This is a genomic window from Flavitalea flava, from assembly GCF_054461575.1.
In genome coordinates this window covers 1-11,358 of record NZ_JBTLQH010000081.1, presented here as the reverse complement: position 1 = coordinate 11,358, position 11,358 = coordinate 1, and the positions used below count along the sequence as shown (strand labels likewise).

Genomic DNA, 11,358 nt, shown 5'->3' with positions numbered 1-11,358 from the left:
CTGGCGACCATAACCGATAGAAAAAATGCCGTATCTTCGGCAGGCAACAGCTCTTTGATAGATCATTTTGATGCCGATATTGCCAGCGCCCAGGATTATTATCCTTTCGGGATGCAAATGCCAGGGAGAACGTATAGTAGTGGTAGCTACCGGTATGGGTTTAATGGGAAGGAACAAGATCCGGAAGTTAAGGGGAGCGGTGCACAATACGATTATGGGTTTAGGATTTATGATCCTCGAATTGGGAAGTTTTTATCAATCGATCCCCTTTTTAAAGAATATGCACAATTAACTCCATATCAGTTTGCCAGTAACACGCCTATTTTTGCAATTGATAGAGATGGAAAAGAATTTGAGCCTTATTGGGCTTCAACAAAAACACATGACATTCTCGACTACGAAAGGGAATTGTATAAAAAAGACCCTCAACATGCCGCGCAGATAATTTTTCATAATAAAGTAAATGCCTTTTTATTTGTAGGCGGAGCATTAACGGCTGGATTTGGTGCTTCATTATTTGCAACTGCCGGAACAACTGCTACACTGACAAACATTACTGCTGGGGCTGTAACCTCCTATGCTACTTATTCAGTTGCCGCTGCAAATGTTGGGGCTTTTGTTATTGAGTTACTAAATCCTGACCCTAATGGAACTCCTGGTTTAGAGTTTGCCCAGGGCGACGAAGTCGCAAGAGGATTAAAACTTTTATTTAAACAAAATGCAGCACCATTAATTCTTCCGCTAGAAAAATTTATTGTCAATACAACCAAGCTCGATTATTTGTTTGGAAAACTGGAATATCAGAATTTGAAAGGTATAGAATTGGATGTATATGCAAAAAATGTAGGTCGTACAGTTGAATCTTTGATTCATAACCAAGATAGGGCAGCAAGTATGGCAAAAGTGTTTGAATATTGGGGTATTAAGGATAATAATGAAGGGTTTTCACGATTGACAGAATTATTTAATATGGGCTTAAATGGGAAAGTGATTTCTTCGAAAATTAATGAATTTGGAACCACAATTACAAAGGAATTATCGTTGGTATTTACCGCTGGAAAGAAAAAAGGCCAGGATGCTGGAAGTATTCAAATTAGTTACTTTTATCAAGGGAGTAATATGAACCTTACGCCAGAAATATCTTCCGTAATACCTAAATCCGCAACGACACCTTAAAAATAAAATATGATAATTCCATTGATACATTATGTAAATCGAAAAGAATTTGACGAGGCAGAAGGCGTTTATAAGATAATTTCAGATTCCAATACTAACACTCATGTTTATTTTGAGTTAAAAAATAAAAAATACTATATTGGTTATTCAAGTAGTGATATAATTAAAGTGGATTTGATAATTCTGGCTAAAGAAGAGTATTTATTAATTGGGGTGGATTTAAAAGTTGTAGTATTGAGTATTTCAAATGGAAGTGTTTTGTTTTCAATTGGTTTATTTAGTTATTTTAAAGGGTTTAAAGATAATAATGAAATTACTTTTACTATTTTTTCTGAATTGGAAGATATCATAGTTAATAAGAATGGTTTGAGTATTAGTCAGATTGTTTCACATGATTTGGACTTTTAATTTAGATAAAGGATCTTTAGCGTCTCATTTAATCCTCCAGATTTTCAACGCGGAAAAAAAAATGGCGGTCGTAGAAAATCTATTTTCGGATTAATATTCAAAATTTGGCCATTGGTTGATATCATTTCGACTGTTGCTCCATATATTTACAAATAAAAATTTCATTCTTGGTAAATAAAGGTTAACCCCTTTATTTAAGAAAGTCGGATATACTTTGGATGATGCGATCAATAGGATACGCTTGCTCTCTCTTCATCCTACATTGCAAAGGAATTTGAATGGTTAGCAGTGACTTCTTTTCCTTTTTTCGAAAATTCGATTTCTATAATAAAAATCCCTAGATGGCTATCAGCTTAAAAACGGTTAATGCTGAAAAGAATTTTAAGTTTGCCAATATATTTGAAAACATTAAAGAACTCGGCGCCCTTAAAAGGGCAGGTTCAAATGCGCAATACGGAAGGGGATTTAAGTTGCCGCTTATTATATATAATCAAGTCATATCAATAATGGGGGCTATTGGTAAAACTATTAATGAAACTTTTGCATGGATAAAAAACAAGGATGAAGCCGTAAGATGAGTTGCTGCAATACCAACAAAACAATAAAAAATGCTTAAAGAGCTGGATGTAATTAAAGCAAATAGGGAAATGAGTGAACAAGTGCCTAAAGGCACAAAAGGGGTGATTCATCAGATTTATCTCAATCACCCAATCTTTTATTTAGTTGAATTTATTGATAACGAAAATAATACTATTTGCATCCTTGAAGTAAGCGAAAAGGATATAGAGTTGGTTTGATAAGGACTTTTTAGAATAATTGTGGGGTTCGGTGAAAGCCGGCCCCGCAATTTTTTTACAGATACCCGTTAAGGTGTGATCGCCCATCTATTTAAACTGGGACATAAGCTGAATGTTACTTTCACGCCTGCCCGCATTCAGGGTCTCCTACTAATCTTTACAATATTGTTTTCAGCAGGATGCTACACCGAAGGGCATCCTGGCTGCTATATGCTCAAAGCGACATTGCTTTTTCGAGCTAATTCAAATGCCGATATTGGCTTGGCTGAATACCCTACCCCTCCTTGGCTATAGCTCTCGCTAATGAGAAAAACTGGTCGCGATGAGCAGGATAGCTGCAAACAGGATGCCGAGTGGAAATGAGGAAAGCAAAGTGTGGTATTCGGAAAACTGTGGTAGCATACCGATGTGGCGGCCTCGCGTGAGGGATTGGACCGAAAAGCTCGGAGCCTATGCAGGATGGACGGTGAGGACTTGAAGGGTAAAGCTCGACCCTTGGGGCACGCCCGATGGAGGACATATATGACATTCATGGTAATGTAAATACGCTTATTCGTTCAGTTTATAATACTCCCCCTTATGACTATTATCCCAACACCAACCGTATGCAACACATAGGTGACAATCCCGGTTATACGGCAAACTATACGGAAGATATTGATAACCAATCGGCAGCTGAAAACTACAAATACGATAAGATAGGCAACCTGGTATTCGATGATGCGTCAGACATCACCAATATTGAGTGGACGGTATATGGAAAGATAGCGGCCATTACCAAGAGGACCGGAAGTAACCTTTCATATACCTATGATGCAGGAGGTAACCGGATCACCAAGACGGTAGGCAATGTCACCACCGTCTATGTCCGGGATGCCCAGGGAAATGTAATGAGCGTATATCAGCAAACGGGCAGCGCTGCATTTCAACAGACAGAGACACATTTGTATGGAAGCAGCCGGCTGGGAGTAAGCATACGATCCGGAGCATCGATGTTATTCGGAAAGTGGGTGATAGCTTTGCTTTTTGAAAAACAGTAAGCATGAAACAAGCCAAAAGAGAGTCATTGCCGGCAGGACGTCAGTCCTTAAATAAGCAGGAGAGATTTTCCGCTATAGAGCAGTTTGAGCAAGCGGGTAATATCAGTGTAAAGGAGTTTGCCGCAGCCTTCCAGGTATCGGAGGCGACCTTCTACAACTGGCGCAAGCAGTATCGGGCGAAGAAGTTGCAGCAGCTTCCTGCGGCTGGTTTCATCCCGGTAGATAGGTCGGAAGTGCAGGGTCCGCAAAACCAGGGCCGGATATTTGCGGAGTTCCGCGGTATCGTCTTTTATCAACGGGTAGAGCCTTCCTACCTAAAATCCCTCTTATAAGTATGCTATCTTTAACGGGTTATCGCTTGGTGCTTTGGAACGGAGCAACAGACATGCGGCTAAGTTTTAACGGCTTGTCCGGACTGGTCGTTAATGAGATGAAGGAAGATCCGTTTCAGTATGGAACACTATACGTGTTCTTCAACCAGCGGCGAACGCAAGCTAAAATGCTTGCCTGGGACGGAGACGGCTTTAGCATTTATTACAAGCGACTTTCCAGGGGCAGTTTTGGCGCCCCGGTGTATGATCCGGCCAGCCGGATGATGCTATTAGAAAAGAAAGATCTGTTATTGATCCTGGAAGGTGTTGAGGTCCGATTCCGAAAGCGCTACAACCGGTCTGCCATGCGCCAGATGAGTTGAAAATAGTTCAAAAATAGTTCAATATATTTATACGTATGTCCTTATACGTTAGTATATTTGCTATCGTGAAGCCTGAGATCATATATACGCTCCCGGAAGCACTCCGACAAATCGCCGCCTTAGAGCTGGCGCAGGCTGACCTCTGCGACAGTCGAAACCAGGAACGCAATGTATTTACCCGCATTATACAGGAACTCACCTCAGAGACCAGCCAGCTTAAAGCAGACAAGCAGCAACTCGCTCGCTGGCTGTCCGCCGAGCAGGATAGAAGCATCGATAAAGATAGAACAATCACGGTATTGCAACAGCAGAATGAGCAATTGCGGCAACAACTGGCTGATCTTCAACAGAAAGTTGAAGATGGTTTGCGCAAAGAATGGCAATTGAAGGAATTGCAGACGATGTTATTTGGACAACGCAGTGAAAAGGTCATCCCCGAAACGGCCGCCACCCAAGCTGCCATCCAGCAAACACTGGGATCGGATTTTGATGCGGCGCAAGTGGAAGCTATTATTCAGGAGGCGGTGGCGCCGATGTCCACAGAAAGTGTGGCCAAAGCCATCCTGAAAACCAGCCGCAAACGCAAACGCCACCAGGCACATAAAGGCAGACGGGCCATCCCTACTCATATAGAAACAGAAAAGGTCGTCTTTGACCTTCCCGGCGACAAGACCGGCCTCAAGCCGATGGGGAAAAAAGTATCTGTCTATTATGATTTTGTTCCCGGCAAGCTCATTAAAAAGATCGAAGAGCATCTCCAATACATATCTCAGGACGGAGAAACGATCCTGTGTACACCGGTGCTGCCGCGCATGATCGAGAGAGGTACAGTGAGCAATAGGCTGCTCGCGCATCTGCATAGTGAGCGGTTTGTCTATTATATGCCCTACTACCGGCAGTTGCAGCGCTTTGAGCGGATCATGGGATTCTCCTTTGCCGCCTCAACGGTCGATCATTGGGAGGAAGTTTGCTATAAAAAGCTGAAGCGCCTCTTAAAGCTGTTAAAAAAGATGATCCAGCGAGCCGGGTATATAAAGGCCGACGAAACCTCTCTGAAATATCTTCATGACGTGGGTAAGGGTAAGGCTGCCACCGGTTGGCTCTGGGTATTTCTGGCTCCGGAACTAAAACTCATCCTCTTCGAGTTTGATCCTACCCGCGCACACCAGGTACCACAGGAAATATTGAAAGATTTTAAAGGCGACCTTCAGGTAGATGGCCTGTCTTCCTATACGGCTGCTTTTAAGGACAATGACGACGTTACTTTATTAGGCTGCCTTGTACATATACGCCGAGGGTTCCAGAAGGCCCAAAAGCAAAATAAATCCCTGGCGGGTGAAGTGCTCACTTACTTTAATATCATCTACAAGATTGAAGCGTATGCGGATAAGCAAAAGCTGAATGATGAGCAACGGCTGGCGCTGCGTAAGAAATACACAAAACCTTTCCTGGATAAAATAAAGACCTGGCTGTTAGAGCAACAGTCGAAAGATCCTGTTCCGGATACCCCAATGGCCAAAGCCATCACCTATGCGCTCAACCAATGGGACCGGGTGCAGCGATTTACAGAAGTGGCCACGGTAGATTTGGATAATAACTCGGTCGAGAGAGCTATCCGGCCCATTACCCTTTTCAGAAAAAACTCCCTGTTCGCCAGCAATGCCCATGGCGGTGAACGGGCGGCCCTTTATTATTCGCTAGTCGAGTCCTGCAAGCTGAACGGTATTGATCCCTTCGAATACCTGCACGATGTATATAATCGACTCCACGATTGCCCGGCTGGCGAGCTGATTCATTTACTGCCGCCTTATTGGAAGCCGGCTCCCTCCTCCAACTAACCCCCATCGATAAAAGAACTTTATTACCTCACTTACTGTTCTGAGGCAAATGTAAGCCCTCCAGTGTTCCATTCAAAGATGCTCCGGATCGTATGCTTACGGCTGGGAGTCTTAAAGGCGCTCACCGTGACTCCGGTTGCCGTGAGCATGGGTACAGGCTCTTTATATGGCACTCCCTTGCTACGAACCTTTACCAGAGGAGAAAAGCAGTATGAGCTGGGCAACCATTTGGGGAACGTCCTGGCGATCATAACCGATAGAAAAAATGCCGTATCTTCGGCAGGTAACAGTTCTTTGATAGATCATTTTGATGCCGACATTGCGAGCGCCCAGGATTATTATCCATTTGGGATGCAAATGCCGGGGAGAACGCATAGTAGTGGTAGCTACCGGTATGGGTTTAATGGGAAGGAGAATGATAATGAGGTGAAAGGGGTAGGGAACGAGATTGATTACGGTATGCGGGTTTATGATCCCAGAGTTGCGAGGTTTTTGAGTTTGGATCCTATTACAAAAAAGTATGCAGAGCTAACACCCTATCAGTATGCAAGTAATAGCCCTATTACATTTATTGACCAAGACGGATTGGAATTTGTATTTAAAATGCCGGATGGAAGGCTTTACTTTCAACCTCCTTCCGACCATAATCGGATCCCAATACCTACAGGTGCTATTCCTATACCCGTGAATATGGGCGGATTTTCTCATAACCGCTTATTTGATGGGATAACAAATAATATTGTCATCCTTCTTACACCTCCTTTGGAAGGAATAAATACTTTCGTTGGGGGAAGAAACGTACGTCGAAAAACCACTTTTGAAATTCAGAATGGGAAAGGAAAATTAGTAACGAATACTACCTTTGAAAAAGGGACCCCAGGGGATTATATTGAAGCAGGCATTAATGTATTCAATTTTGCGACTTTATTTAACGGCGAGAGAGAAGGAGGTGGAAGTGGCATGCACGGAGAACCTACTCCAGGCTTTCATGGTGAAACTGGACCTGGAGCCCCAAAACTAAATATCCCTGCTATAGCAGAGACTAATCTTTTAGCAGGGAAAGCCCAAGCTACAGCAAATGGTGGAGAGGGAGTCGCAGTTAATTATGAAGGAGCAGAAGTGCCAATTTACAGGGGAGGGGAGAATTTCGATTTGAAATCAGGAGAATATAGGGCAACTCCAAATGGCAAATATCCCGCAAGAGGATTAAGCTTAGATGTGAACCCAGTAAATTTGCAAAAGTTTGGGGGCGCGAACAAAATCATATCTATTCCAGAGGAATTGCAAATTATTCCTACTCCATCGACAATTAATCCCGGCCATTTTGATATTATTCCAAAAGACACAAAGATGTCTGCTGAGAATTTCCAAAAGCTATTGAATGAAATAAAAACAATACCAGTTAAGAAATAAAAAGAAAATTATGCAAAAAGTCATTCATTTTTTAAATGGGAATAACATATTAATGGAGGACCATTATATGCAAAAGGGGTATAGAGATGACATAATTGTTGAAATAGATAAATTATTTTATGAAGTATATTTTTTTTCTGAAGGAGTGTTGAAATATGAGATGACAAATGATGGATATTTTTCCCTTCCTGGAATAATCATTATTGATGAAGTCAATACAAAGGGAATCATTAACGCAATTAATATTCTAATTGAAATGAAATACTTTGAAAGTTTTAAAGGCAAGGAAGAAATCCCTTTAAACTCAAGGTTTTTACAAAAATGGCATCAAGTTATTGGCCCTGAATTTACTCTCGAGACCTTGAGTTCATTTGCTCTAGATTAGCTAAAGATATAGGGGCATCATATATTTTTCCAGCTCAAATGGCTATTGGTGGCGCATTTTCCAGAATAAACATTTCGGAAAGATTTACTCTAAAGCCAATTAATGGAGAACGGCCAATATTAAATTCACGATATATACTCGAAACACATTTGGCTCAACTTTAAGTTGCTGGTTTAAGAATACCATTGCCAAATCCAGATGCTATGAATTTTTCCCATACAGTTTTAGGAGGTAAACTTAGGCCTACAGGAGAATATTATTTACAGTCAGCCACTTTTACCGGCAAATCTTTTCCCTTAGCAAATTCAAAGTTAGTTCCTCTAAGTAGAGTTGATTGGTATCAAAATTGGATGTGCTTGCTCTCTCTTCATCCTACATTGCAAAGGAATTTGAATAGTTAGCAGAGACTTCTTTTCCTTTTTTCGAGAATTCGATTTCTATAATAAAAACCCCTAGAAAGCTATCAGTTAAAAACGATAATGCTGAAAAGAATTTTAAGTTTGCAAATATATTTGAAAACATTAAGGATCTCGGCGCCCTTAAAAGGGCAGGTTCAAATGCGCAATAAGGAAGGAAATTTAAGTTACCCCTTATAATATAATCAAGTCATATCAATAATGGGGGCTAATGGTAAAACTATTGATAAAACTTTTGCATGGATAAAAACAAGGATGAAGCCGTAAGATGAGTTAATGCAATACCAACAAAACAATAAAAAATGCTTAAAGAGCTGGATGTAATTAAAGCAAATAGGGAAATGAGTGAACAAGTGCCTAAAGGCACAAAAGAGGTGATTCATCAGATTTATCTCAATCACCCAATCTTTTATTTAGTTGAATTTATTGATAACGAAAATAATACTATTTGCATTCTTGAAGTAAGCGAAAAGGATATTGAGTTGGTTTGATAAGGACTTTTTAGAATAATTGTGGGGTTCGGTGAAAGGCGGCCCCGTAATTTTTTTACAGATTCCCGTTAAGGTGTAATCGCCCATCTATTTAAACTGGGACATAAGCTGAATGTTACTTTCACGCCTGCCCGCATTCAGGGTCTCCTACTAATCTTTACAATATTGTTTTCAGCAGGATGCTACACCGAATGGCATCCTGGCAGCTATCATGCTCAAAAGCGACATTGCTTTTTCGAGCTGATTCAAATGCCGATATTGGCTTGGCTGAATAACCACCCCTGCTTGGCCACAGCCATAGTTGATGAGAAAAACTGGTCGCGTTGAGCATATAGCAGCCAGGAAAATGCCGAGCGAGCTCTAAGAATTATTGCTCCCAAAGTAATGTCTGAAGAGTTTCGCGTGAGGGATTGGACCGAAAAGCCCGGAGCCTGTGCAGGATGGACGGTGAGGACTTGAAGGGTAAAGCCCGACCCTTGGGGCACGCCCGATGGAGGACTTGTATGGCATTCCTAGTAATGTAAATACGCTTATTCGTTCAGTTTATAATACTCCCCCTTATGACTATTATCCCAATACGAATCGTTTGCGGCATATAGCGGATAATCCCAGTTATACGGCAAACTATACGGAAGATATTGATAACCAATCGGCAGCTGAAAACTACAAATACGATAAGATAGGCAACCTGGTATTCGATGATGCGTCAGACATCACCAATATTGAGTGGACAGTTTATGGAAAGATTGCTGCTATAACGAAGAGGACTGGAAATAACCTCACATATACCTACGATGCTTCCGGTAACCGTATCTCTAAGACAGTTGGCAATGTGACGACTGTTTATGTACGGGATGCCCAGGGAAATGTCATGAGTGTGTATCAGCAAACGGGTAGTGCAGGATTTCAACAAACCGAAACGCATTTGTATGGAAGCAGCCGGTTGGGAGTCCTGAAAGGACTCACCGTAGTTCCCACGTCGGTGAGTATGGGTACCGGCTCTCTATATGGCACTCCCTTGCTCCGGGCCTTTACTCGTGGCGAAAAACAGTATGAGTTAGGCAACCATTTGGGGAACGTCCTGGCGACCATAACCGATCGGAAAAATGCTGTATCTTCGGCAGGCAACAGTTCTTTGATAGAGCATTTTGATGCCGATATCGCCAGCGCCCAGGATTATTATCCGTTCGGGATGCAGATGCCGGGCAGGACCTATAGTAATGGAAACTACCGATATGGGTTTAATGGGAAGGAAAATTCAAGTGAGGTAAATGCCTCAGGAAATTCTTACACTGCAGAATTCTGGGAATATGATTCTCGAATAGGACTTCGGTGGAATACAGACCCTAAACCTACTGTGGGTGTCAGTCCATATTCTGCATTTTTTGGAAATCCCATATTATACAACGATCTGCTAGGAGATTCGACAGGAGGCCCAGGAACGGGGTTTTTTAAAAAGGACAATACCAATTATAAATTGGATTATAACCCGGTATTTAGTGCTCCTAATTTCTTCGAGGGGTTGGGGAATGCTGTTACAAACACGATGAATTTTGTATCCAACGTTACGGTTGGTCCATTATCCGAGGGGGCTAAAAATATAAATAATTATTTTGCCGGCGGATATAAAGAGTCTACTACCAATCCAATTCAAAGTTTTATTGATTTTACTAGCATAGATGGTGAATATAGAACCCATACTTCAATTAATCAGCAATTAAAAGACTTTGGTAATGCGTTTACTGATCTACATACCTATGAGCTTCCTGCCCAGCTGGCAATTGGAGGTGCGTTTTCCAGAATAAATATTGCAGAAAAATTTACGCTTAAGAGTACAAGTTTCGTAGAGGTTAACGAGACTCTCAGGACAAATGAAATACATTTTATGCAAAGCAGCATAAAAAATACCACAGGAGAATTTACAGTACTAGGAAATGCTGAAGCATTAAAAGCAGGAACTTTAAACCCTGGAGTATTGAGAATGAATGTTTGGAAAGATGCAAACGGAAAGATATGGACTCTTGACCATAGAAGGTTAGCTGCATTTAAACTTTCGGGCATACCTGAAGCGCCTATTCAATGGGCTAATCCAAGTGGTCAAATGTGGAAAATGACAACTCCTAATGGAGGGACATCAATACGGTTGAAATTAGGTAATGGACATAGTAGGATTGTTAAATAATGAAAAATAATAATTATGCTAGAAGTAGAAAAAATTGCTCAAAGCGTAGATTCAAAAGAAGATTTTATAAAATTTGTTGGAGCTTTAATTATGGACTTTAAAAGCAATCCAGATACTTGGGAAAATAAAAATCTCGATAATTATCTGGAGGCCGTTCAAAGTTGGACAGAGGATATGGAGGGCTATTACATAAATAATAACATCCCCTGCCCTGAAAATATAAGCTGGAAAATTTTTACTGATATTCTTATTGCTGCGAAAATTTATGAATAAGTATTGGCTTATATAACACTCCCCATTTTCGAGACCAAAAGGTTAGGATGTTAAGTTAAGATTTGCCTTTGAACATTCATAGATCAAGCTGCATTTTTTAGGTGTTCCTGGTATCGGTTATTGGGTGATTGCCGGGTGGTATGATGCGTTTTGTCGTTATAGTAGGCAATGTGGTTTTGAACTCCTTCATAAAGTTCAAAACCATCATCTGCCGGGCACAAAAAGATATAATCGTATTTTAGAGA

At 41.2% G+C, this 11,358-nt stretch carries 13 protein-coding genes; all 13 read left to right on the top strand.

All coding sequences use genetic code 11. From position 1 onward, the window contains the following. Positions 1 to 1,176: RHS repeat-associated core domain-containing protein (locus tag ACX0G9_RS30855; protein ID WP_459068848.1), on the top strand; the 1,176-nt coding region annotated here is incomplete at its 5' end. Positions 1,177 to 1,185: 9 nt separating this feature from the next. Next, complete coding sequence (locus ACX0G9_RS30850) at positions 1,186 to 1,584, top strand: hypothetical protein (RefSeq protein WP_459068847.1); 399 nt, start codon at positions 1,186 to 1,188, stop codon at positions 1,582 to 1,584. Between the two features lie 341 nt (positions 1,585 to 1,925). Then, positions 1,926 to 2,162 (top strand): hypothetical protein, encoded by a 237-nt coding sequence (locus tag ACX0G9_RS30845; RefSeq protein ID WP_459068846.1) that lies wholly within the window; start codon positions 1,926 to 1,928, stop codon positions 2,160 to 2,162. A gap of 30 nt (positions 2,163 to 2,192) precedes the next feature. Next, on the top strand, positions 2,193 to 2,381 hold the full coding sequence (locus tag ACX0G9_RS30840) for a DUF4926 domain-containing protein (protein WP_459068845.1): 189 nt from the start codon (positions 2,193 to 2,195) through the stop codon (positions 2,379 to 2,381). 605 nt (positions 2,382 to 2,986) lie between these two features. Then, positions 2,987 to 3,421 (top strand): hypothetical protein, encoded by a 435-nt coding sequence (locus ACX0G9_RS30835; protein WP_459068844.1) that lies wholly within the window; start codon positions 2,987 to 2,989, stop codon positions 3,419 to 3,421. A gap of 2 nt (positions 3,422 to 3,423) precedes the next feature. Continuing rightward, positions 3,424 to 3,753 (top strand): IS66 family insertion sequence element accessory protein TnpA, encoded by a 330-nt coding sequence (tnpA, locus tag ACX0G9_RS30830; protein WP_459068843.1) that lies wholly within the window; start codon positions 3,424 to 3,426, stop codon positions 3,751 to 3,753. A gap of 2 nt (positions 3,754 to 3,755) precedes the next feature. Further along, complete coding sequence (tnpB, locus tag ACX0G9_RS30825; RefSeq protein ID WP_459068842.1) at positions 3,756 to 4,115, top strand: IS66 family insertion sequence element accessory protein TnpB; 360 nt, start codon at positions 3,756 to 3,758, stop codon at positions 4,113 to 4,115. A 35-nt stretch (positions 4,116 to 4,150) separates the two neighbouring features. Then, on the top strand, positions 4,151 to 5,953 hold the full coding sequence (gene tnpC, locus ACX0G9_RS30820) for an IS66 family transposase (protein ID WP_459068841.1): 1,803 nt from the start codon (positions 4,151 to 4,153) through the stop codon (positions 5,951 to 5,953). Between the two features lie 126 nt (positions 5,954 to 6,079). Beyond that, complete coding sequence (locus tag ACX0G9_RS30815; protein ID WP_459068840.1) at positions 6,080 to 7,366, top strand: RHS repeat domain-containing protein; 1,287 nt, start codon at positions 6,080 to 6,082, stop codon at positions 7,364 to 7,366. A 10-nt stretch (positions 7,367 to 7,376) separates the two neighbouring features. Further along, positions 7,377 to 7,751 (top strand): hypothetical protein, encoded by a 375-nt coding sequence (locus ACX0G9_RS30810; RefSeq protein ID WP_459068839.1) that lies wholly within the window; start codon positions 7,377 to 7,379, stop codon positions 7,749 to 7,751. 718 nt (positions 7,752 to 8,469) lie between these two features. Beyond that, entirely contained in the window at positions 8,470 to 8,658 is a 189-nt protein-coding gene (locus tag ACX0G9_RS30805) for a hypothetical protein (protein ID WP_459068838.1), read from the top strand. A gap of 490 nt (positions 8,659 to 9,148) precedes the next feature. Continuing rightward, the gene (locus ACX0G9_RS30800; RefSeq protein ID WP_459068837.1) at positions 9,149 to 10,840 is read left to right on the top strand and encodes a hypothetical protein; all 1,692 of its coding nucleotides are present in this window, start codon (positions 9,149 to 9,151) and stop codon (positions 10,838 to 10,840) included. Positions 10,841 to 10,855: 15 nt separating this feature from the next. Further along, positions 10,856 to 11,113, top strand: coding sequence for a DUF7660 family protein (locus tag ACX0G9_RS30795; RefSeq protein ID WP_459068836.1), 258 nt, complete (start codon positions 10,856 to 10,858; stop codon positions 11,111 to 11,113). Positions 11,114 to 11,358: the final 245 nt, after the last annotated feature.

Bases quoted from the DNA above. Each gene is read 5' to 3' on its own strand.
- ACX0G9_RS30850 (WP_459068847.1), top strand. From the start codon at position 1,186: ATGATAATTCCATTGATACATTATGTAAATCGAAAAGAATTTGACGAG.
- ACX0G9_RS30845 (WP_459068846.1), top strand. From the start codon at position 1,926: ATGGCTATCAGCTTAAAAACGGTTAATGCTGAAAAGAATTTTAAGTTT.
- ACX0G9_RS30840 (WP_459068845.1), top strand. From the start codon at position 2,193: ATGCTTAAAGAGCTGGATGTAATTAAAGCAAATAGGGAAATGAGTGAA.
- ACX0G9_RS30835 (WP_459068844.1), top strand. From the start codon at position 2,987: ATGCAACACATAGGTGACAATCCCGGTTATACGGCAAACTATACGGAA.
- tnpA (WP_459068843.1), top strand. From the start codon at position 3,424: ATGAAACAAGCCAAAAGAGAGTCATTGCCGGCAGGACGTCAGTCCTTA.
- tnpB (WP_459068842.1), top strand. From the start codon at position 3,756: ATGCTATCTTTAACGGGTTATCGCTTGGTGCTTTGGAACGGAGCAACA.
- tnpC (WP_459068841.1), top strand. From the start codon at position 4,151: ATGTCCTTATACGTTAGTATATTTGCTATCGTGAAGCCTGAGATCATA.
- ACX0G9_RS30810 (WP_459068839.1), top strand. From the start codon at position 7,377: ATGCAAAAAGTCATTCATTTTTTAAATGGGAATAACATATTAATGGAG.
- ACX0G9_RS30805 (WP_459068838.1), top strand. From the start codon at position 8,470: ATGCTTAAAGAGCTGGATGTAATTAAAGCAAATAGGGAAATGAGTGAA.
- ACX0G9_RS30800 (WP_459068837.1), top strand. From the start codon at position 9,149: ATGGAGGACTTGTATGGCATTCCTAGTAATGTAAATACGCTTATTCGT.
- ACX0G9_RS30795 (WP_459068836.1), top strand. From the start codon at position 10,856: ATGCTAGAAGTAGAAAAAATTGCTCAAAGCGTAGATTCAAAAGAAGAT.